Below are 23,056 nucleotides of genomic sequence, written 5' to 3'. Positions count from 1 at the left end.
TATCTAAACTATCTTCAAAACCACTAGCATTGCAATTGATATTAAAATGTAACATTAACGCAGTTGTAAATATTAATTTAGCATACATAACTTTATTCGTTTTGATATGATCTATTATTCTTTCAACTAAATTCATATCATTTTGATTATATTTACTGTTCATTTTTACTTTAACTATTTCACTCACTGTATTTCCATTAACTAATAATTTCATATATATCCCTCCTAAAATTATTCACCTTTAATAAAGTCAAAATCTTCAAGGTCATACATACTTAATATAATAATCTTACTTTCGCTTTCTTCTAAAAATAAATATTTATTTTGTTTTATAAAAGCTACAGAATCAAAATAATCTAGTATTGTTTCTGGTACATCAAACAAAACGTGCATTTGAACGAACTCTCTACAAGCTTCTTTTAAACTGTAAATATTCTTATCATAATAAATAGCATTCAAATATTCCATGTATAATCCCCCTTTAATTTGTTAAAACTATCTTATAAATATTTTTCGGAGGTAAATTTATGGGCGAAGCATTTCTTTGGTTTGGAGCTGCATTGGTAATAGACATAATACAAAAAACTTTATTTTAGAAATTTAGATTTGATTTATCATCTTAAGTTTAAACACGGAACGTGCAAAGAATATCAATATCATTGAAGGGTTTTAGATCAATTTATCGAATAGTATATACGAATTATAAAAATATAATTCGCTGTTCTTTGAGCTGTATGGTGGTCCAGACCTGCAGCTCTTTTACTTTTTTAATAATATTTCCATTCACCTTTCGCTTTCATATCATTTTCAACAAGTATTTTTAAATAATTACTAATGCCTATACCATCTTTCATTTTGTCTATATATTCTGATATCTGTGCATCTCTAATATTATCTTTTTTATAACTTACTTGATGTGGTTGATGTGGATTAGGTTTCTTAGTTGTTTCCATGACTTTCCTCCTTTTCCTAACTCTTTACTGAAATATATGCAAACAACTAAAAAAAGTTTCCATATATTTATAAAAATAATTAAAAATTTCATGAAACTTATAGTTATTTATTACATATACATTACTATATAAAAACTTGAGAGGTATATATTAAGCAATTATTATCTAAAGCGCTAGAAAAAAAGTAGTCTTGATTAACCAAAGATAAGTTTATGAGATTGAAAAATAAATTTATCGGAGGTAGTAAAATGAAAAAGATAACTAAGAAAGATTTAAATCAAAATATACATTTATCAGAGGGAAATATGAAATCAAAAGGAACTAATGATACTATGTTTTTAACTTGGAGCTTACCAAGCAGAGAATGTTGTCCTTACTCAACTGAAATGTGTAGAAAAAAATGTTTTGCCAAAAAGAACGAGTCATTTAAAACAGTTAGAGATAGCAGACGTAGAAATTTAGAAGAAAGTAAAAAAGATACTTTTGTAAGAGATATGATAGAACATTTAACTTATCAGTTACAAAGACCAAAGGCAAAAGATAAATTAATAATTGTTAGAATACACACAGCTGGAGATTTTTATAGTTTAGAATATTTAGACAAGTGGATTGAAATTTCAAATTTTTTTAAAGATAAAATACTATTTCAATCATATACAAAATCAATGCCAATTATCAAAGAAAGAGATATAAACAATATAAACATACACTTTGTTTGGAGCATTTGGCATGATACTCCAAAAGAATATAATGATTTAGCTTATAAAATGAATTTGCAAACTTTTACAGCATTACCTAAAGATGAAATTGAAGAGGCAACAAGAAATGGCGCTTTTTTATGTGAAGGTGATTGTGGACATTGTAAAGAATGTTACACAGGCAAAAGCGAACAAATAGTAATACCATATCATTAATAAGGAGATTAGAAAAATGGAAGAAATGCTTATAAGAATACTTGTAAATAATAAATAGGAGGGATTTAGTTATGAGCGAATTTGTAAAGTTATATGATATGATTTTATTTGATAAGAGTATACCTAAAATATACAAACAAGATGTATTAATGCGAGTTCAAGACTGGTTTGAAGCTGGAAAGAGTTTAGATGATGATTATATTAAGAATCAATATGAATACTTATTAAGTATAAAAGAAGCTATTAATTAATATTTTTCGACTAGAGATTAACTTCTCTAGTCTTTTCTGCTACTATGTAATTAAATAAAGAGGGAGTGTGAATTATGAAAAGAATTATAAGCTTATTGCTAAGTATAGTTATATCTATTTCTTTAGTTGGATGTAGCTCTACTAACAAAAACGATGATACTCAAGAAGAAAAGACATATACATCAAAAGATGATGAAAAAGTTGACTTTGATATGAGCATTCAAGATATGTTAAATAAAAAATATAAAGATTATGTATGCCAAGTAGGCAGCGTTGATTCCGAAGGCAATACAGTCATTTCTATAAAAACAAATTTTAATGCAGAAGGAATTGATAAAGATACTTTATTATCTCAAATAGGAGACTTATCACAATTCGATAAACTAGTGTCAGATCTAAAAAAAAAATATGAAGCTAAAGAGTTCAAAGGCGGAATTTATTTTATGCTTATGAGCAAAGATGATGTATGCTTGTATGAAATAAACCATAGTGCTGATAAAGTTGAGAGAGATGCAACCTTATATCCAATATTTAACGATTCTGATGATGCCAATATTGAAAATGCAAATAATACATCAAATAATAGCTCAAAAAATTCAAATAACAAAAAGTCTAATAATAATATCAGTAATAACAATAATAGTAGCAATAATAACAGTGGTAATAAATCTTCTAACAAGAAAAAGGGTTGGTATGTAACTTGTCCTGAATGCGGTAAAAAAATATGGACCACTAATGGAGATTGGGATTGTGATTGCAATGTTAAGCACAGCGAAGAAAATGGGTTATATTTACCATGTCCTAGTTGTGGAGAAATGGTAAAAGGTAATTGTGGAGACTGCCCTTATTGCGGAATACCAATAAATCCAGATAATCCAGATGGAACTTATGGTACTGATGATTCAGATAATACAGATGAATAAGTAGAGAGGGCTGGTAAGGAGCTTAATCCCTACCAGCTCTTTTTAAATATTTATAATTTTTTAATACATTAAAATAATGGACATACTTTCTATATTTTATACATATTATATATTACCTAGTTAAAAATTAATTTTATTACTTCAGGTGGCCAACGGAAAGCCACCTTATTTTTTATTTAATCATTTATTATAGCTTGGTGAGTAGCTTTACCACCACAACCATCCGCTGTAAGCTTTCTTGATTTCTGATATGCCTTTAACTGTTTAAGAGTATCAGGTCCAAAACTTCCATCTACGCTCAAATCAAAACCTCTATTAACTAAAGCTTTCTGCAACCATATTACATGAGGTCCTTTATCTCCTTTATTTAAATAATTCTTATTTACAGCACTTTGTGTAGCAGGTCCGAAAGAGCCGTCTATAGCTAATTTGCAACCATAATTTTGATTTAAGCATGATTGAAGGTATCTAACAATATATTTGCCAGGTAAAACTGTTGGAGTGGATGGCTTAGGTGGAGTAGGTGCTTTATTGGGTTCTTCTACTTTCCCACCAAATTTACTTGGGAAAGAGCCATCTTTCAAGTATTGTTTAATCCATGGGTAGAAGTATGTATTAAATGCTTTATTAGTGTTGCCTATACCCATAAATCTTTCGCCAGGACAAGTCTTGGCTGATTTAGCTGAATAATACCCTCCTAAGTAAGTTCCTCCTGCTGTAAACCAACAGTGTGGTCTTATATGAGCATCATTTACAGATACTTTTATTTTTTCAGACAATAGGGCGAATAACATTATTACAGCCTGTGCTTGAACTTTTGTTATAACATCTTTACCGCGGTCGAAATCACCATATATTTCTATGCATATAGCCCCTGTATTCCAGCCTTTTATTCCTATAGGAGTTGAATTTATATGTCTGCCAGTAGTAATGTGACCATTAGGAAAGATACTGAATGTCTGAGCTATATAATGACCATGGCCATCAGAAGCACCACTACCCCAAGTACTTTTGCCATAACTGTCCAGGGAATTGGTTCTATTCAAGCATGCATCATCTCCCCAACGCTTTAGGTCTTGTTCCCAGCAATCATAATTAGGTAGGCCCATATGATGCACTTGAAGTTTACTTATCCCCCTAGAATATTTTAAATCTTTTATATACTCTTTAATCTCTTCCTGTGTTTCTAACTCTATAAACTTACTATTTTTTCTCATATTACTCACCATCCTTACTATTAATAAGAGTAACAAATAATTGATGTAGTCCTGTACTTGCTAAGCCTGAAAACATTCCACCTAGAAGTACATCTGGACTAATAGCCTTAACTATCCATACATTAAGAACAACACCAAGCACTGCCATTATAAGTGGTATATACTTATTATCCAACTTTGGAACAGATGTCTTAATGACATATCCTACACATACACAAATACCTACTATTACTAAAACAACATAATCATTTAAAAAATTTAAATCCATAACCATACCTCCTATTTTATTTTATATTATCCAATCTATGGTGAGCAGATTTACAGCTCTGCTCTACTACTGCCATTCTCTCAATGAGATTATTATGTTTATCTACTCTGTTACTAAGAACCGTTATATCTTCTTTTAAATCCTTAACCTGTTCCTGCATTACTGCAGTATTTTTGTTATTACTAAAATAGGAACCAGCTAAGGTTCCCACGAATGCCAATATTGCTATTATTATTTCATTGCTCATAAATACCTCACTTTCTTTGCATTAAAAAAGAGCCTTATTTCTAAGACTCTTTTGCTTGAGTTTTACATATTTTCTGTTACTCTACATAATCACCTAATACAATTATTATACTAGGTGCACCCATTTTGTAAATTTTACTTTCTATTTTTATTCTTCTACTTGGCTGTTCATCTACTCCATCTGTATCAATATAATCGCAATATAATAATTCATTAATATATTCTTTGTAGGATTGTACTAACTTTAAATCTTCATCTGATACATTAGATGCTTCTGACCTTTCTATTACTATTTCTGCTATCATTTTTAATCCTCCTCCTAATAAATATGTTTTTCTAAACAATTCTACATATTAGGAGGATATTCCTTCTATATTGATTTATAAAGTGCAATTATACCTATTATAGATACAACGCCTATTAATGCACCTACTAAACACAGTATTAAGGCTATATATAATAAAATTCAACAATATTAACCTATTATCTTTGTATATTATTTTATTAGTTGATTACTTTCTTAATAATTTAAATTCTCTATATGGAATTACTTGTAAATCTATATATTCTTTTGTTTCATAGTATCCTATTTGCATATGTATTTTTATTTTAATTTTCCAGTTATATTCACCATTGCTTATTATACCTACTGGATATATTATACCCTCATTCACTAGCTTCATTATGCTATTTTCCATAGCTTGATATTCAAGAATTGATGAAACAATATCTCCACATATATCATCATAATTTCCCTCAAATGCTTCACAAGGTTTTAGTATATCTCTTATATTAAATGTATATATCTCCATTAAGCTAAGATTTTCTACATCTTTCTTTATGTCTTCATAATACTTATCTATCTTTCCATGCTCAAGCCTTGATTTATTTAGTATTTCAATAACGCTTTCATGTACTTCTCTCATCATATCACTACTCCTTTACTATTTTTATATATAATTCAATAATAAAATAGTAATTTCCTTTAATTATTACAATAAAAAAGAACTTATCTATTCTTCTACGACAAGTTCTTTTTTTAACATTAATCTCATATTGTATAACTTCGCAATATTTATCTTTTGCGAATTATAAACTTCTTAACCAACTTTCAAAAGATGTACTTAAATATTGATAACCTACATCATTGGGATGTATTCCATCAGATAAAAATTGTTCTTTTCTAAAAGTAGAAATTGCTGTTTGAACATCGCTTTCTCTACCTGCAAATAGCGGAATTGAAAAATCTCCCATTATATCAAAAATAGGAATACCCCACTTTTTAGCAATATCTCGAGTTGCATTTCTAAAAGTTTCACTTCCTCCATATGTAACTACTATTCCTATTTTTGCAGTTGGATATGTTCTTATTAAATAATCTAAAACAACATTCCATGCACCGTAAAAAGTAGTATTATCACTGTCTGATATTGTTCCTAATATACTACTGCCAACACCACTATCATTAATACCAAACCATAAAGTTATATAATCTAAGTCACTTCCTAAATTCTTATATCTATCAACCGAAAAAGAATTTTTGCCACTAACATTAGTTATAGTTGAACCACTTATAGCATTTTTTACAATAGTCATATTATTTCTTTTTGCTATATAGTAATCATATGTTTTTCTAATACCACTATCATCTAAATCAGCTCTTGCACCATAACTTATACTATCACCACATACCGCCCATTTTTTATTATATAATATGTTGCTATCATTACTATTAGCATTTGATTTATTTTCAAGACTTTCTATTCTAATTTCATAAGAATTTGGAATTTTTATCGAATCATCAATAGTTTGTGTTTTTGAAAATGGAACATAAGATAATGGCATTTCTTGATTTATAGTTAACATTTGTGTATCAATATAACTAGATTTTATATTGATTCGTACAAAATTAGCATTGCTCGGCAATGTGCAACACCAATACTCATTTGAATATGTTAAATCAGAAATAGTGTTAATATTGTAAGCAACTTCTCCTACATAATAAACACCTGGAAATGATACTAAAGCACTATATCTATCAAATCTTATTATATCGCCACCATTAACTGCTATTTTTTCGCTATAACCATAAGTTAAATCACTTTCACCAACAACAACCCCACTTCCATTCAGATAACCACCTATCGTAGCGTTATATTTATTAAATTTGTTTACACCTATCTCAATATTTATAAAATTTGTTTTGTTTGGTGTAACTTGATTATCAGCTATATTTTTAGTTTTTACGTTATCTTCTCCTAAAACATAGTTTAAATTAAAATCCCCACCTGCAATTGCAAGTCTACTTTCTTCATCAAAATCATTTAAATTTGCATAGCCTTTTTTTACTACTTCATCTTTATTCGCTTTATCTTTAATTTGCGAACTAACTGTACTAAATTTTTCATCTATTTTCTTGTTTGAAAAGGTCTTTGTCTCAGTTATATTTACATCATCTATGTTATTTACAGTCTGTGCAGTTTCTTTTACTTCTTTTATCAACTGTTTTAATACTGGCAAGTCTGGATTACTTTCTATCTCTGCATTTAAGCCAGTTAGCTTGCTCTCTTTTATTCTATATGAAAAAGCATCTATAGTAACTTTTTCACCACTTGCATTACTTAATTCGAATTCACAAACAACTGAGCCTACTTGGTCTGTAAATTCTTGTAATAATTCAAATTTGTATATTGCACATGATTGGTCTGTTAACTCTTCTGTTAAAATTCCTATCATTTCTCTAGTTTGATTAGTTTTAGGTTTTATAGCTGTAAGTTTAACTGTTATATCCTTTAAATCATTTACACTTAATTCTACCCCTACCCCATCATCATTATTTTTTTTAATTTTCACATACAAATTAGAAATATTTTTATCTGTATTGTAAAAAAATATTTTTTTAGAGTATTCAATACTGCTATCATCTAGATCGATAGTAAGTATGTGTTTTTTATCTAATATAGACATTTTTACACCTTCTTTCTCTTTTGCATAAAAAAAGAGAGTATTTCTACTCTCTTATTCAGATAACATTATTTGTATCTTTTGTTCTTCTGTTATCCAACCTTTTGTAATTGCTTTATTAAGCATTGCTTCTGTTAGTAAACCATCTTTGTACATTTGTAATAACTTGTAATACATAATATCACCTCTTTTCTAAGATAAATTATCTAGTATTATTTCTGTTAAAGAATCATCCATAATTTTCATTTTATTTTGTATTTCAATTATTTTTTCATCTGTTGTTTTATTATCTTCACTTAAAGGAGGTTGATCCCTTTCTAATAATGCTTGTTGTACCTCTATACTTAATTCATAATCATCAAATTCATTAGCCATATAATCACCTACTCCGTATAAGTTATAGTAACTTTTGCTGTACCACTACATCCTACATAAGTACCATAAGAGCTATCATATAGTCCAAATCCTTTTATAGTACCTGCTTTTATTCCAGCTAATATATCAGCATCGGTTATTGTGTAACTAACATAAGTATCACTATAAGCTCCAATTGCAACCGACTTGAAATATGTAGGTGCCGAAGGACTTGAAGGTTTTGTAGAATATCCATGATAAGCTAATTTCAATGTTGAAGAACTTCCCCATGAACCCAATTTTGCTCTTTTGACTTTTAGAACTACCTTATTTATTGTACATCCTTTCAATTCCGCAAATTGAGTTCCGAAGAACCAATATCCACGACAGTTGCCTGAGCCATATCCATTTCCTTCTATAACTTTGCTTTCTTTTCTCCATGAGTTGTATGTAGTTCTCCATGTGTCACCACTGTTTGATGTATAAGTTACCGTCTTAGTAGTATTCCCGCCTGTGCTTGTATTCGTTCCTGATTCGGCAGTTCCTACGAAAGTAGCACCACTTCCAGGTATAACTTTCCCTCCACTGTTCTCATAAGTATTAGATGTAGTTCCTCCTGTATGTTGTCCATTGCTAAGAGTTATATATGCACCACTAACTGCAGCAAATCCATATTTAGAAGCCTTTCCTCCAGAACTATCTGAATGTAGCCTTCCGTGTGCATTTGCTCTGAATCCATATATACAATTTACTGTAGTTACTTTACGAATATAAGTATATCCATTATCACTGCAACAATATCCTGCTGACTCAGTACATCCATTAGCTAAGTTAGTAGATGCATAAATTTTCATATTGTACATTTTCGCATCTGGAGTACAAGTATTTGAAGCACTAGAAGATATGCCTGCAACACTATATCCTTTGTTTGGCATTAAAATTCCAATTAGACCTTCTGGATTATCAGTTGTCCCTCCGTAAGTTTCGAATGCACAATTACACCTGTATGTTCTATAATAGCCATACAAAGTATGGCCTTCAAAATACACTCTAATTCTCCCACACATAAACCAGTTTACTGAAACATCGTCTGTAATATTGCTTTTCAAAGATATATTTATTGTTTTGCCATTTAAGTTTTTAGGAATTTTATTTAACGCTCCAGATAAAGTTGCGAATACTGCTCCTTCGTCTAGTTCTGCTTCATCATTGCCATTTGTAGCATTAATACTTATATTCATGCTGCCATCAAGTACTGGTGGAAATTTAGGACTATTTAATGTATCAACAGTTAAACTTTCACAAGAAAACTCACCTTTAACACTCAAATCTTGAACTTCTAAATTTCCTTGTTGATCTAATGCAAAATTTCCACCATCGTTACTTATGTAACCATTCAAATTTATGTTAGCTGCAGTAAATACAATCGCACTTGTTGCTAACATATTAATAAAACCAGGAGAAAGTTGTATTTCTCCTTCGTTTTCTCCATCAGTTGCTATAAGATTTAACTTGTTTAATAGTATAGTTAATTCTGGAATAGCAGTTCCATCCATAAGCACATTACCATCATCATCTTTATATAACCATGTTTTAGTTCCATTTTCGGTTAGAATATTTAGTATATCATCTACACTAGCGCCAACAAATCCTTCTTTAAGTTCTTCTAATCTTTCTTCTAATGTTTTCTTTTGTACATTTCCTGTATTTTCTTTAATAGAATTATAGGCTTCCGAATACTGTTCCTTAACTTGTTCAATTTCTATGTTATCTTCAGCAGTTATTTCTCCCTTTTCTAATATGCTTGTAAAAATATCTACTAGCTGTTGTTTAGCTTCTTCATAGTTTTCTTTTCCTGATACAATATCTTCTTCTATGCTATTAAATTCTTCTACTTCTTGTGTAATATCATCCTCAGCTAATTCATAGAAACTATCTTCTTTTTCTTCTAGTCCTGTATCTTCTTCAAATACTTCTTCTATTTCTATTGTCTCAATAAGTTCTCCATTTTCATCTTCAATAGGAGTGTCAAACTCCTTATCTATATCTGTAAGCATGTTTAATCACTCCTTTTAATATTTTTTCACTCTTGCCACTAGCAATAATTTATCAACTGTGTTATTTTTAATAGCAATTTTTCTAAAAACTCCTGTGACACTTGTTGCTTCAATCATCATATTAACTCCACTGTTATCTTTTCCTATACATATGCCTACATGAGAAATATTCATATATCTTCCATTTTCTCCGTTATCTCTATCATAAAATAGTAAATCTCCTGGTTCTACATTAGAATATTCTGTATAATCTATTGCATTTAATACCCATCCTTGCTCGACACAATACTTAGCTTGCTCTGCTGCGGTACGAGGTAAATTAAAAGTCCAACTATATTTTGTACTTCTTTTAAGCGTAGTTGTTTTCTTTGCATAAGGACTTGTTTGATAACTATGACCTCTATATACTAATCCTGTTAATGTACTGCAATCACAATGATATAATCCATCTGTTTTCCAACTTGAAATATTATCTGCTGGATTTGAAAACGATAAAGGCGTTTTTGTATTGTACTTGAATTTAGATTTATTAGAATAAAAAGTTTCACATAATTTAATAACATCATTTTTACCTTTGAAATCCTTATAGTCATAATACTCATCCGCTTTTTTCTTGCTAGATACACTTCCTTGATATTTTTCTTTTATGTCTGAATCCGGGTTGTAATATATTCTAATCGTATAAGTACAACCAACACGAGGTATTAATGCTCCTTTAGTGCAATCACTACCGTTAAGATACACAAGATTCGATTGATTAAACTTAAAATCTTTTGCTGTTGTAAATATTATCTTAGAGTAAAAAGTTTGTACTGCTTTAGAAGGTAATTTTAATGTCACGCTCTGGCATTCTCCGTATTTATAGTTCTTTTGTGAACTCATTACTATATCAACTTTTTTAGATGTTTTAGTTTCCTCTTTTTGGCACATATTTAATATAGCTTTTTTATAAGCTTTGTAATATTTATCACAAGATGCTTTATCCTTCATTCTCCATCCATTAGTTGTTATGTCCTCATCAACTATTGCATTAGTTGTTATTTGACTTGGATTATTAACAATTACAACATATTTAGTCTGATTAGCAAAATCTCTCATAGCATTATTAAAATTAGTAATTTGAGGATTTATTGTTGCATAGTTAGGATATTGAGTATTTACATGATACTCTTTAGCAATAAAAATAGGCTTCTTTGGATATTTAACCAACAAAGCCTTTATAAGAGATTTGTAATTTTCAATTCCTGTATCTGTTAGATCATTAATACCAAAATGTAAGAAAACGTGACTAACTGTCTTAGGATATTTATCATCATCACTTATGTTATTAATTGTTATATCTTCAATTAATGATTTATAATCGTAATAATCAGATGGTGTTGCAAGTGGTAATCCTTTTAGCGTTACTTCATTTGCTTCTGTAACAGGTGTTGAATTCGTTGTTTCCGTTGCAGATTTATCTTTAGCTGCTAAATCATGAGGTCTTAATATAAAACAGTAATTCCATATATGGTAATCTTTAGTTTTATATTGATTATTATATGCATCAAAACTCTCATATCTTATAGCATTTGGGTGATATGCCCACTTACTAGCATGAGCCATCATATGTTTCCCATTTACTTTTCCACAATATATCGCCGTATGATGAGTAAATTTATATGACATAGCTTGACTTCTTGTTAATGAAGAAGGACATTTATTATTGCAAAACATTATGATATCACCTGGAATAGCATCATTTATTGAAGTTTTAGTCAATTTAAACATCTTATAGCCACTCTTTTTAGTAGCACTTTCAACTAAAGTACCAGCTTGACAACTTTTAGCATAAACACTATTGAGACCAGCCTTTAAATATGCACAGCTTACTAAACTTGAGCAGTCATAACAGTAAGGATTCTTTATGCCATAAATACTTTTAGGAGCTTTAAATCTTTTGTCGTCGTTAACTATTCTATATGTTTGGTCATATGTAGCTTTTTTATATTTCTGATGTAACTCACAAATTTCTTTAGCTTTTGCTACTATTTTATTTCTGACTGCAGTTGCAACACCTATCTTTGTTGTTGTATTAGTTTTTACAGTTGCAGTAGAAGTTTTATTAGCTCCGTAACCCTTCTTCTTGCCTTTACTATCCAACACATAAGGTAATTGTCCATCAACGCTTTTATACCATCGTAAATATCCTTCTATGTTCCACCAAGTACCCATTTTCTTTTGAGATACATATGTTTTTCTAATATTTGCCCATGGTGCTTTTAATGTTTCAAGTTCCTTAAAATATAGTTCTTGTACTTTACTAGATTGAGCAGTATATCCAAAAGCATCTTTAAATGTAAGATTATTCTTATTCGCTACATATTTACAAACTACCCAATCTGCTCCATACAATCCAAAGTTATATCCCATTAAACTTGCAAATATATTATATTTAAACCTAACTAATGATTTTCTAAGTTCATGACAACCAAACATAATCTGATTACTTATACCTTTATTTACCTTAACGCCATTTAAAGTTGTAGTTCCTCCTGGTTTCATAGTAGATAAACTTGGCGTAAATGATTTTGTACTTCCATCTAAAAATTTTATAGTTTGTTTTTTATTAAAATAAGCGGCTCTTTCACACTGCATTATTCCATAACCACCAGCACTACTTTTTGTAGCACAATATGGATTACCACTACTTTCTGCCATTATTATTGCATAAACTAAATAAGGATCTAATCCAAACTTCTTGCTCCAGTATTTAACTATAGTGTTAATCTTGTATTTATTACTAGAACTAATTAATTTACTCAACGAACTTGAATTTGCATATTTACCTAATTCAAATTTATTATAATAAGCTACTGCATTTTTATATTCAGTAGCGCTGCTTGATGTTTCATTTTCGCTTGTAGAAGTTGTTATAGACGCGCACTTATTTTTCTTTATATCATAAATACGTTCATCACCTAGCCATAAGCCGTTATCTATTTTAGACAATATTATTTCTTTATAATTTTCTGTATCTTCTGCTATTTCATCTTTATCTACTACTGTATCTTTTAAGCTATCCTCATATTTTTTAAGTAGTTTCTCTATCTCTTCGCCTTCAATATCTAATTGTTTTAAAAACTCTCTTATTCTATCTATATCAGATTGTGTTAATTTTCCTGTAAATCCAGTTATCTCATCAATTGCATCTTTTATTATAGTATTAGAGTCAATATTTTTTATTTTACTTTTAACGTCTTTATAATTGCTAAGAGTAACTTTATTTTTATCTCTATCTGTAAATGAAATTTCAAAATATCCTATTCTAGCTTCGAGTTCAATTGGCTTATCAAATTTATCATTTATTGCATATACAGTATCACCTACATCTATATTTTCATAATCTTCATCAGTCATGTATACTGGTATATCATAATCAAACTTAGTTTGTTTTATTTCTTGTAACTTGTAGTATGTGTCCCATAATAAATCAATGCCTGTCGTGGCATCACTTTTATATTTACCGAGTATAATTTTGCCACCATTATTAAGCATTTCGTGAGCTTCTGGGTCAATTAAAAAGTCATCGCCTAAAGGTTTTAATAACGGAGGATTATCTTCTGGTCTCCATTCTATATCTTTAAATGTAATTCCGTTAGCTCCTACACCAATAAGACCTGAGCAAAAATCAGTTATATCACCTTTTCTTTTCATCCCATAGCTGTTAAAGTTATACTCAAAACGTTTGTAAGTTTTATTTCCACGTTCTCCATTTCCATATACATTAATAAGAAATTTATATTTGCCGTTTATGCTATCTATGACATCAACATCAAACTCAAGTTCGCAGTTATCATATAATGTAATTACATTTTGTAAAATAGTATATACTGCTGTAGGTTCGGAAATAGAATAATAAGCTGTTATTGCATCAACCCTAGGACTAACATATCCTATTTCGTAATTAGTACCTTGCAGTATAGTAGTAAGCAACTTAGTCATATTGCCCTCATGTTTAAATTCCCTCGCATAACTATTCAACAATTCTATGCCTACAAATTCTGAATAAATATTTTTAATAACACAATCTATACATTCAACATCTTCAGTAGTTTTAATCTGCAACATTTTGTACTTTTCATGCCAATTAAATAATACATAGTCTCCTTCTTCAATATCACTTAAGTTTGTATCTGTTTCGAATGTTTCAGCACCAGTAGACAAATCGGAAGTGTATTTATCGTTAAAAAAAACATTATCTCCTTCCTTTGAAGATAATGTTTTTTTAAATTTCTTATTTTTATCTAAAATTTTAATTTCCATATCCAAATTTATCACCTCCTATCAACTAATCTACTGTTCCAAACCAATTTTCTCTAAATGTTATATCTGCGTTCAATCCAGTATCATCTGAATTGAATTTTATTTCTGTATCGCCAGTTCCTATATTAAAAAACCTGCTACCTATATCAACAATGTCGTTGCATTCATCGTGATTAAGATAAGCAGTTCTTGTATTGAAATCTAAATCTAATATATCTCCTTCTTGGAAATATATTTTATTATTTTCAACTACTTCTGTTCCTGTACCTGGATTAAGATTGTATATTTTTAAATCAGTTAAAGACATTGCACATGATTTTGCCATTGAAGCCGCATTAGTTCCTATATATAGCACTACGTAAGCTAGCTTATTAGTAGGTAAATCTGTGTATTTTATATTGTGTGTTGCCATAGTCTTTTTCACCACGCCATCAACAATTTTTTGCACTACAACATCCCAAACATATTTATTATTTTCTTTGTATCTTTTCAAAGTAACTTTTCCATAGAACTCATTCCAATCTCCTAATTTTCCACTTAAATAGTTAGTTGTTTTTAATGTTCCATTATCATCAACTATACTTGATTTAGGCTTAGGAACTTTTGTTGTATCCTGCAATACTGTCCTGTTACCTATTCGAACTAAAGGTTTAGTATATTCAAAATATTTTTGTTCATCTATAAATTCTATTTTTGCTAATGACGATCCGTTTATATCAAATAGATAAAGTGAAATAACCCCTGTTTTGTCATCAGCAATATTAGCATCACTACTATAGTCATAATCAACACTTACTGCACTTGCGCTTTTAAGATTCCCAGTACAAATATATCCTGCATATTTATCTTTATATTTTTTTGCTAATTTATAGTAATATCTTACATTTCCATCTTTATCCTTATCCATATATTTATATTTAATAACTCTTACCGCTTCTCCAGTTCTTATTGTTGTTACTAATTTAGCGGAATAATGTGGTGTTGCTCTAAGATTTACATTGCCTTTTCCAGTTGATACAACTATCATATTTTGCATTTCAACTGATACTTGATTTGTTTTAGTTACTTTTTTACAGTAATCATCACATACATAACCAGTTTTACTAGAAGTATATTTAAACTTTATCCAGCCTTTTTCTAATGTATAGCTTGTTATCTTGTGACCTCTTTTTAATGCACCAATTTTTTTGTATTTAGTTCCTGGTCCAGTTCTTACATTTAAACTCGCTACTTTAACTTCATAATAAACTGTTTTTTCACCTACAGTCCCAGTTGAAGTGTCAGCTTTAATATCCAATATAGTTGGATCACCATTTTTACCAGTTGAATTATGCTTAAGGTACGCTTGTACTGAAAACTCATCAAGTTCATCACTTAAATTTTGTGTTCTGATGCTCATACCTTTCCAAGTTGTACTTCCGTCTCCCATAGTCCCTAAACATATTCCATTTCCATTATTAGCAATACTAGCAGTACCATTCGAACTTCTGTTGCTATCTATACTAGATGCACTTTGTGACCAGTTTTGAAGTGTTGTACAGTCATCATGAAGTATTAAAGATTTTTTTTTCACAGACGTTAGACTTAAACTAGGATAAGCTCCAACTAATATTCTTTGTCCAGTTTGAGTATTTTCTAATTGAACATAATGAGTATCCCTTGAAAATCCTATACTTATAAATGGTAACGCAGGTTCTCCACCTTCATTTGTTGCTATAATTGACTTATTATCATCTTCCATATTAAAAAGCTTTAAATCATTTGAATAGCAATAAGGAATATGGCAAATAATTTTTATCGTTGCATATGATGATTCTTTTGTTTTATTTTCTGGTCTAAATTCATCTGATACTATTCCAAATAAAAATTTATCTTTACTAAATGCAACTTTTACTTCTTCTGTCGTTTTAAAAATTTCATGTAAAGTTTTTAATCTATCTTTGTAATCAGCTTCATCATCACCTTGTATAAGCATTGATACTTTTACTTCTATAGGATCATAAGAACAACCATTGAATATTTCTCCATGTCTAGAGGGAATGCTAATTGTATCAATTTGTTTTTTAGATAATGACGGCTTATCTATCTCATAAACAATAGCTATGTCATTTATAACGTTGTCATTAAACTCAAAATAATTATACATAATCTAATTCACCTCTAAATCTTGATTGTTGTTTATTTGCTATTTTATTTTCTTCATTTACTGTTTTAGCTGTCATTTTACCAACAACGGTTTTATCCATGACTATAGTGTTATTTATTCCGTTAACTGCATTTTTAAATCCGTTAGCCATTTTTTCATAATCTATAGTTGAATTTGATTTTACAGTTTCGATTAATTCTTTTACATTTTCTATCAATCCTGCATTTGAATTCTTGTTATTGATATTAATATTGCTTGTTCTTATATTCATAGAGTCCATTAAATCACTTACATTTATATTGCTAGTTAAGTTATCTGATAAATTTCTTAATGTCTTATATACGCTATCTGCATTTGTTTCTATTCCTAGACTTATACCTTCTGGTATAAACTTACCAACTTCGCTTGCAAATACCCTCGAAGGAGATTGTATTTTTAAATTCCTTTTAGCTGCTGCAACTGCATTACTTGCAAGATTTTTCATAGTATTGAATAAATTACTTGCTGCTCCTGTTATACCACTAATAATTCCGCTTACTATATTTGATCCTATGCTAATCATTTTACCTGGCAAACCAGCTAATCCGTTTACGATATTAGTAACAAAAGTTCTTGCTGCTTGCGCTCCTTTTTGACCCATTTGCGATACAAAGTTTATTACTTTTGATATTGTACTTATAAGCCATGTCCAAACTCTACTTGGCAATGTTTGTATAAAATTAATTACATTGCTTACAAATTGTTTACCAGCCTGTCTAGCCTTGGATACCATTTGGCTTGACCATGTAATCGCTTTAGTAACTGTATTGACTAACCAATTCCATACCCTGCTAGGTAATGTTTGAATATATTGTATTGCACCTTGGACGAATTGAATGCCAGCTTGTATTGCCTTTTGCTTCATTTGTGCTACCCATAAAGCCGCATAAGTTACACAATATACTAACCAGTACCATATTTGACCAGGTAATTGTTGAAACCATTGAATTACACTATTAAACCATTGTGGCATTGTAGTAGTAAAGAAGTTAACCACTGCATTCCAAGCATTCATACAAGATGTTTTTATAATTTCCCATAGATTTATCCAAAATTCTCTGAAGCCTTCACAGTTATTCCATAAATATATAAAACCAGCTACCAACGCCACTATTGCTGTAATTACTAAAACAATTGGATTTGACATAAGCACTCCCCATAATGAAGTCAGTGCAGGAACTACAGAGTCCATTATGAATACATAAATTCCAATCATAGCTGTTTCCAGCGCCCCTATAATTGGTCCTGATATTAATAAGAATAATGCTTTCAACATAACACATGCTTCTCTTAATTTTGCAAAACTAGCCATAACTGTGCCTACAATTAATGCTAAAGGTCCTAATAAAGCTACAAATCCAGCTAAAGCCATTATTACACTTAATATAGGTGCAGGTAATTTAGAAAACCAATTCACAAGATTAGTTACTGATTGAACTATGAATCTGAGTGCAGGCTCTAACTTTTCATTTAATGTTAAGCACATCTCTTCAAAAGCAGATTGCAATTCTGCAATATCACCTTGTAGATTATCATTCATAGTATCTGCCATTTCTTGCGCTGTTCCATCTGCGTTTCTAAGTGCCTTTTCAAAATCTTCTATATTTCCACTTCCACTTTGTAAAAGTATATTTAAAACTTTAATACTATCAGCAGTAAATGTTCCCATCAATGCTGCACTTTTTTGAGCGTCTCCCATGCCATTTGTTGCACTAGCTACATCTGTTAATATATCTGTCATGCTTCTAAAGTTTCCATTTGCATCTTGGACTTTAACTGATGTATTGCCAATTTGGATAGCTCCATTTTTCATCTTTTGAGTTATATCTCTAAATGTAGCAGTAAGAGCTGTTCCTGCTTCACTTCCTTTAAGGCCTTGGTCTGAAAGTTTTCCTAATAATGCTGTAGTTTGTTCTATATCTAATCCAAAGGCATTAGCATTAGCAGCACAGTTTTTAAATGCCATACCTAGTTGTTCCGTTGTAGTATTTGAATTACCTTGAGCATAAGCCAGAACATCTGCCATTCTTCCAGCCTGGTCTGCGCTTTCTCCGAATGCGCTTAAATAATCCGTAACCATATCACTTGCTTGTGCAAGGTCCATACCACTAGCAGCTGCTAAATTTAATACTCCAGGTAATGCACTCATACTTTGGTTAGCATCCCATCCAGCTAAAGCCATATATCCAAGAGCATCTGCTGCATCTTTTGCTGAGTAAATAGTTGTAGCTCCCATCTCTCTTGCTGTAGCTTCTAACTTTTCCATATCACTCGCTGTAGCACCACTTAATGCTTTAACTTTTGACATAGATGCTTGAAAATCCATACCAGTTTGAATTGCTTGTTTGCCTAAAGCAACGACTGGAACTGTGATTCCAGCTGTCATCGCCGCGCCTACGCCTTGCAACGCTTTACCTGTTGAGGTAATTCCATTAAATTTTTCTGCAGTTGCTGATACTTGTTGTTGTGCTACATTCAGATTATTAGTAAACTCTCCCATTTCCAACTTCAAATGAGCTACAATACTTCCTATATCTGCTGCCATATACATTCCTCCTTTCTTTGCAAAATAAAAAGGCTATAGACTGTTAATCTATAACCTTATCCAAAACCTAAAATCATATCTAATCCTGGATTATCAGATACACTTTCATCCTCTTCAAATCTAGGTTCTTTGCATTTACCATCCTTATCTGGTTGCATCATATTATATATATATGTACAAGCTTCATCTATACAATATCTTGCATAAGTTTCTTCTTGATCTATACCAAGCAAATCACTTGGTCTACAATTGCATAATTTAGCAGTAGAAATAATATCTAATATTTTTCTACTTTTGAATAAAGGGTGTAACTTGCTTTATAGGACCTTGTGCAGCATTAAAAATTTCTGTTTTTTGAACATCCGTTAAGTAATCTTCTATTTCTTCAAATTTCGGTTCTACTAAAACCTCTTTACAAGCTACATCCATAAGCATAGTCAAGCTTTTAATATCGTCACTTTGAGATAGTACATCTTTTTCAGATATTTTCTTTTTCTTAGAATTCGCACCTTCATTGAATAATTTTTGCACAACTCCTAAAAGTTCGTTTGGTATCTTCCCATTGTTCATCATGGTTAGTAAACTCATTGATTTAATTCTTACTTCTATTTTTTCACTTTCTTCAAATCCACTTATTTCAACTACTCTAGTAGCTTTGCTTTTGAATTGTTCTGCATTTATTACGCCCATTTATATTCCTCCTATTTTAAACCAGCTCATCTGGTAATTTATCTATAAAATCTATTTCTTGAGTTGGCAACTTAGCTTTCGTATTCTCTCTAGCTTTTATATTAAATTCTGGCGAGAAAAACTCTTTTCCTATTTTCATGTCTGAAAATTTTCCTTCACATTTATTCAGCGTAATTTTAACGTAATTTACTAGTGAGTCTCCTGAGTAATTACCTACATAAATTTCCATTTTAAATGGTTTGGCCATATTCCCTTCACTCATCATTGGAGTGGATAATTTAATTTTTTCACTACCATCGCTACTACTACCAGTTTTTGTAACTTTATATCCTTGTACTATTCCTGCCACTGTTTCATCAAATTCATTATCTTTGAATGTTACATCGTAACCATATAATAAATCTGGCGTTCTAACTATTGCAAGTATCAAATCATCAGTTCTTAATATATCTTCACCGCCCTCAGATATAAGCGCTTTTAATTCGGCTTCTTCTGCTGTTTTTATAGTCTTCTTTATTGGAGTTTCAGATTTTACTGCTCCAGTAGCAGGATCTAATTCAGTTATATCAACTCTTTTTATATTTTTTAAAATAGCCACAGTATCATCTCCTTTTTAATAATAATCATAAATACTAGGTGTTCTGCATGAAATAGTTGTAAAATAACAACATAAAGTTTCATCATAGAACTCTTGGCCTAGTTCGTGTGTAACTTCTATATCATTTTGAATTAATGTTTTTCTAACATTTTTAACTAGTTCATCAAGCTTAACAATACCATTAGGCGAATACACATATATAATCCAGTTATCCCAACCTGCTAAGCTATTGTCTAAACTAGATAAGTTACCTCTTTTCTGAATAGATAAAGTATCCTGTTTTATTTTGTTTTTTAATCGTTGTGTTATATCAACTTTGCATACTGTTTCAAGTACTTCCTGTATTTTAATACGGCTCATATTATCACCGCCCTATAGTTTCAATGCTTTAATCATTTTCCTAAACTCTTCTATTTGACTATCTCTAGCTTCTTCTAATATTTGATATTTACCATCAAAAGATTCTCGAGTCTCCAGCCATATACCATAATCAACGCCATGAGTTATACTTATATCCAATGCAGTACCTTCCCACTTAACTTCTGTCGTGATTTCATCTGTAGCACTATGTGATTGGTCTTCCCAAGGATGATTAGTTTGAGCGTAAGTTTTCATTTTTTGTGCAGTAGTATCACCGATTTCATTTAATGCAATTTGAACTCTTTTGTTCATATTTTTTAAGTTATTAATTAATTCACTTCCATCTAACGTGAAATCACTCATTTAACTCAATCCTTTCTAAAGGTATTTCATAGAGCAAATTATAATGAACTAGATCTGTGAAAGTTTCAGCCCTATAATATACTCCATTGATTTCAAGATAATCATTTTCTTGTATAAACGGATTTTTATCATATGGAATATATAGTGTTGGCTTAATATTAAGTTTTATAACGCCTTGTCTATTATTTATTTTATTGTCTTTGTTATTGTTTGAATTATCTATAATACCTTTTATGGTATTTATATATTTCATACTTTCTTTTAAAACTTCGCATTCATGTTCATCTTTTTCATATATATCCCTAAGTATTTTTATATCTGTTCCATATTCATTTATAGCTTGTACTATTTGTTTTTTAAGCGCTATCGAATTAATACTCATCAGCTCTTCTCGCGCACATTCCTGTTAGTGATTTTGAATTTTGAGAATTTGCTTTAATTGATGCTTCATATTTTTTATAAAATACATTAGCTAAGTTATTCCACATATCAGCATTTGAAGCTATCTCAATAGGTCCAATTTTAATTTTGTCAACTTTTGCCTTCATCGTACAAGCTATATAACATAATTCATTTATGTCATCATACATACTGCACATAGATTCTAGTGTATCTTCTGTGAAATATGGGTATTCTTCTTCCAGTAATAATACTTTTACCTTTTCAACATCTATCATATTGTTTTTTCTCCTTAAATTAAAATATCCCTAGAAAGGAAAACTCCTAATCTAGGGACTATATAAAGGAATATAAATGAGCTTATTTTATGCCACTTGATGATACAGAAGAAGCATCACATATTGCGCAATCATCTATAGCCTCAAAAGAAGGTATCATAACTGATGATACTATAGTGTTAACTTGCACTGGATGTTTTTCTTTGTAAGTCATTATAGCAGTACCAGTATTAACTATTGATACTTGAGCATCTGAACCAGTCATAAGGTCAGATTCTTCTGGAGTTGTACCAAATTTAGTTTTACCTAAAGCGCCACCTGGCATTAAGCATACTGTGTTATCTGGAATTAAAGCTACTGGTGTTGAGTCAGCTAAACCTGTAGCGTGATTTAAATTAGCAACTTTCTTAGAATATACGAATATAGAACATCCAGTTACAGATTCAACAAATGCTTTTACTTGTTCTTCGGATATAAAGTAATTTAATTTAGAATCATTTGGATACATCATTAAGTGTAATAATTTTGACCCATATAGCTTCAAGAATGTATTTCTATTCATAACTACTCTTACAGGTCTTGTTCCTCTTTGTAATTCCATTTCGTCACACCATGCAATTATATCTTTGACTGGGTCAGCTGTATCCGTTCCCCATGCTCCAGCTCCTTGTCTACATTTAAACTTATTTACTTGGTTGTAATCATATATGTATTTCGCTCTACCATCTGCTGAAGTAACATTTATTTTACCTGCAGTAAGTAATTGCATTCTCATTATTTCTGCTTGAACTCTTACACCTTCTACTAGTCTGCCTGCCTCATCGAATATTTTTCTTATTAAAGGCAGCGCTACTGCTGATTGAGGACTAGATAATAATAAGTTCATTTGTTGTCTATCTTTTTCACCTATTCTTATAGCTTCTCTAAAAAATGCCATTTCAATTGATACACTGTCAAATCCTTCTTTTTCTCTTAATCTCGCCTTTGCATCATAATTTGAAGGTTGAATTGCTATTGGTAATCCATTAGAACCTTTTAACCATGAAGCATCTATCCCTAATTGCTTTTCAGCTGGGAATAAAGTTTCACCAAAGTACGGTATTTTATTTTCTGGCTTATCTGTTACATAAGCTCCTATTTCTTTTGCATTTATATAATCAAATAAATTTATATTTGCCATTTAGAT

The 23,056-nt window shown here is 30.4% G+C and carries 26 protein-coding genes; 3 read left to right on the top strand and 23 right to left on the bottom strand.

The window, feature by feature from the left end; all coding sequences use genetic code 11:
• The 3 genes from NSA58_RS00835 to NSA58_RS00825 all read right to left on the bottom strand — a co-directional run.
• Positions 1 to 214, bottom strand: a 214-nt coding sequence (locus NSA58_RS00835; RefSeq protein ID WP_257559973.1) for a hypothetical protein, incomplete at its 3' end; no start/stop codon positions are given.
• Positions 215 to 231: 17 nt separating this feature from the next.
• Positions 232 to 468, bottom strand: a complete 237-nt coding sequence (locus tag NSA58_RS00830; protein WP_257559972.1) for a hypothetical protein — start codon at positions 466 to 468, stop codon at positions 232 to 234.
• Between the two features lie 299 nt (positions 469 to 767).
• Positions 768 to 953, bottom strand: coding sequence for a hypothetical protein (locus NSA58_RS00825; RefSeq protein ID WP_257559971.1), 186 nt, complete (start codon positions 951 to 953; stop codon positions 768 to 770).
• 248 nt (positions 954 to 1,201) lie between these two features.
• On the opposite strand from NSA58_RS00825, the gene NSA58_RS00820 reads away from it, so the two are divergent.
• The 3 genes from NSA58_RS00820 to NSA58_RS00810 all read left to right on the top strand — a co-directional run bounded on the left by NSA58_RS00820 (position 1,202) and on the right by NSA58_RS00810 (position 3,041).
• Complete coding sequence (locus tag NSA58_RS00820) at positions 1,202 to 1,867, top strand: GP88 family protein (protein WP_257559970.1); 666 nt, start codon at positions 1,202 to 1,204, stop codon at positions 1,865 to 1,867.
• A 71-nt stretch (positions 1,868 to 1,938) separates the two neighbouring features.
• Complete coding sequence (locus NSA58_RS00815) at positions 1,939 to 2,118, top strand: DUF6877 family protein (protein WP_257559969.1); 180 nt, start codon at positions 1,939 to 1,941, stop codon at positions 2,116 to 2,118.
• 74 nt (positions 2,119 to 2,192) lie between these two features.
• On the top strand, positions 2,193 to 3,041 hold the full coding sequence (locus NSA58_RS00810; RefSeq protein ID WP_257559968.1) for a hypothetical protein: 849 nt from the start codon (positions 2,193 to 2,195) through the stop codon (positions 3,039 to 3,041).
• A 176-nt stretch (positions 3,042 to 3,217) separates the two neighbouring features.
• On the opposite strand, the gene NSA58_RS00805 is transcribed toward NSA58_RS00810, so the two are convergent.
• The 20 genes from NSA58_RS00805 to NSA58_RS00710 all read right to left on the bottom strand — a co-directional run bounded on the left by NSA58_RS00805 (position 3,218) and on the right by NSA58_RS00710 (position 23,050).
• Complete coding sequence (locus NSA58_RS00805; RefSeq protein ID WP_257559967.1) at positions 3,218 to 4,258, bottom strand: peptidoglycan recognition protein family protein; 1,041 nt, start codon at positions 4,256 to 4,258, stop codon at positions 3,218 to 3,220.
• Position 4,259: 1 nt separating this feature from the next.
• Positions 4,260 to 4,526, bottom strand: a complete 267-nt coding sequence (locus NSA58_RS00800) for a phage holin family protein (RefSeq protein WP_257559966.1) — start codon at positions 4,524 to 4,526, stop codon at positions 4,260 to 4,262.
• Positions 4,527 to 4,542: 16 nt separating this feature from the next.
• Complete coding sequence (locus NSA58_RS00795; protein ID WP_257559965.1) at positions 4,543 to 4,773, bottom strand: hypothetical protein; 231 nt, start codon at positions 4,771 to 4,773, stop codon at positions 4,543 to 4,545.
• Between the two features lie 76 nt (positions 4,774 to 4,849).
• Complete coding sequence (locus NSA58_RS00790; protein WP_257559964.1) at positions 4,850 to 5,077, bottom strand: hypothetical protein; 228 nt, start codon at positions 5,075 to 5,077, stop codon at positions 4,850 to 4,852.
• A 207-nt stretch (positions 5,078 to 5,284) separates the two neighbouring features.
• Positions 5,285 to 5,701 carry a hypothetical protein gene (locus NSA58_RS00785; RefSeq protein ID WP_257559963.1) on the bottom strand — a complete coding sequence of 139 codons (417 nt, stop codon included), beginning with the start codon at positions 5,699 to 5,701 and terminating at the stop codon, positions 5,285 to 5,287.
• Between the two features lie 160 nt (positions 5,702 to 5,861).
• A complete protein-coding gene (locus NSA58_RS00780) occupies positions 5,862 to 7,739 on the bottom strand; it encodes an SGNH/GDSL hydrolase family protein (protein WP_257559962.1) in 1,878 nt (625 codons plus the stop codon).
• A gap of 51 nt (positions 7,740 to 7,790) precedes the next feature.
• Positions 7,791 to 7,913 carry an XkdX family protein gene (locus NSA58_RS00775; protein ID WP_257559961.1) on the bottom strand — a complete coding sequence of 41 codons (123 nt, stop codon included), beginning with the start codon at positions 7,911 to 7,913 and terminating at the stop codon, positions 7,791 to 7,793.
• 15 nt (positions 7,914 to 7,928) lie between these two features.
• Positions 7,929 to 8,111 carry a hypothetical protein gene (locus NSA58_RS00770; RefSeq protein WP_257559960.1) on the bottom strand — a complete coding sequence of 61 codons (183 nt, stop codon included), beginning with the start codon at positions 8,109 to 8,111 and terminating at the stop codon, positions 7,929 to 7,931.
• 8 nt (positions 8,112 to 8,119) lie between these two features.
• A complete protein-coding gene (locus NSA58_RS00765; RefSeq protein WP_257559959.1) occupies positions 8,120 to 10,147 on the bottom strand; it encodes a hypothetical protein in 2,028 nt (675 codons plus the stop codon).
• Positions 10,148 to 10,162: 15 nt separating this feature from the next.
• Positions 10,163 to 14,452 (bottom strand): transglycosylase SLT domain-containing protein, encoded by a 4,290-nt coding sequence (locus NSA58_RS00760; RefSeq protein ID WP_257559958.1) that lies wholly within the window; start codon positions 14,450 to 14,452, stop codon positions 10,163 to 10,165.
• A 25-nt stretch (positions 14,453 to 14,477) separates the two neighbouring features.
• Entirely contained in the window at positions 14,478 to 16,598 is a 2,121-nt protein-coding gene (locus NSA58_RS00755; RefSeq protein ID WP_257559957.1) for a distal tail protein Dit, read from the bottom strand.
• Positions 16,591 to 19,182 (bottom strand): phage tail tape measure protein, encoded by a 2,592-nt coding sequence (locus NSA58_RS00750; protein ID WP_257559956.1) that lies wholly within the window; start codon positions 19,180 to 19,182, stop codon positions 16,591 to 16,593. The genes NSA58_RS00755 and NSA58_RS00750 overlap by 8 nt, the downstream gene beginning before the upstream one ends.
• A 56-nt stretch (positions 19,183 to 19,238) precedes the next feature.
• On the bottom strand, positions 19,239 to 19,415 hold the full coding sequence (locus NSA58_RS00745; protein WP_257559955.1) for a hypothetical protein: 177 nt from the start codon (positions 19,413 to 19,415) through the stop codon (positions 19,239 to 19,241).
• A 55-nt stretch (positions 19,416 to 19,470) separates the two neighbouring features.
• Positions 19,471 to 19,872, bottom strand: a complete 402-nt coding sequence (locus tag NSA58_RS00740; protein WP_257559954.1) for a hypothetical protein — start codon at positions 19,870 to 19,872, stop codon at positions 19,471 to 19,473.
• A gap of 16 nt (positions 19,873 to 19,888) precedes the next feature.
• Positions 19,889 to 20,470: a hypothetical protein gene (locus tag NSA58_RS00735; RefSeq protein ID WP_257559953.1), complete on the bottom strand. Its 582-nt coding sequence runs from the start codon at positions 20,468 to 20,470 to the stop codon at positions 19,889 to 19,891.
• Positions 20,471 to 20,485: 15 nt separating this feature from the next.
• On the bottom strand, positions 20,486 to 20,830 hold the full coding sequence (locus NSA58_RS00730) for a hypothetical protein (protein WP_257559952.1): 345 nt from the start codon (positions 20,828 to 20,830) through the stop codon (positions 20,486 to 20,488).
• Positions 20,831 to 20,842: 12 nt separating this feature from the next.
• Positions 20,843 to 21,193, bottom strand: a complete 351-nt coding sequence (locus NSA58_RS00725; RefSeq protein WP_257559951.1) for a hypothetical protein — start codon at positions 21,191 to 21,193, stop codon at positions 20,843 to 20,845.
• On the bottom strand, positions 21,186 to 21,575 hold the full coding sequence (locus NSA58_RS00720; protein WP_257559950.1) for a hypothetical protein: 390 nt from the start codon (positions 21,573 to 21,575) through the stop codon (positions 21,186 to 21,188). Before NSA58_RS00720 ends, NSA58_RS00725 begins: the two co-directional genes overlap by 8 nt.
• Positions 21,565 to 21,870, bottom strand: coding sequence for a hypothetical protein (locus NSA58_RS00715; protein WP_257559949.1), 306 nt, complete (start codon positions 21,868 to 21,870; stop codon positions 21,565 to 21,567). Before NSA58_RS00715 ends, NSA58_RS00720 begins: the two co-directional genes overlap by 11 nt.
• Before the next feature lie 82 nt (positions 21,871 to 21,952).
• Positions 21,953 to 23,050, bottom strand: a complete 1,098-nt coding sequence (locus NSA58_RS00710) for a major capsid protein (RefSeq protein WP_257559948.1) — start codon at positions 23,048 to 23,050, stop codon at positions 21,953 to 21,955.
• Positions 23,051 to 23,056 lie beyond the last annotated feature (6 nt).

Origin of the sequence: Terrisporobacter muris, from assembly GCF_024621905.1 — a bacterium.
GTDB classification, from domain to species: Bacteria; Bacillota; Clostridia; order Peptostreptococcales; family Peptostreptococcaceae; genus Terrisporobacter; species Terrisporobacter muris.
This window is presented reverse-complemented; position numbering and strand designations above follow the sequence as displayed.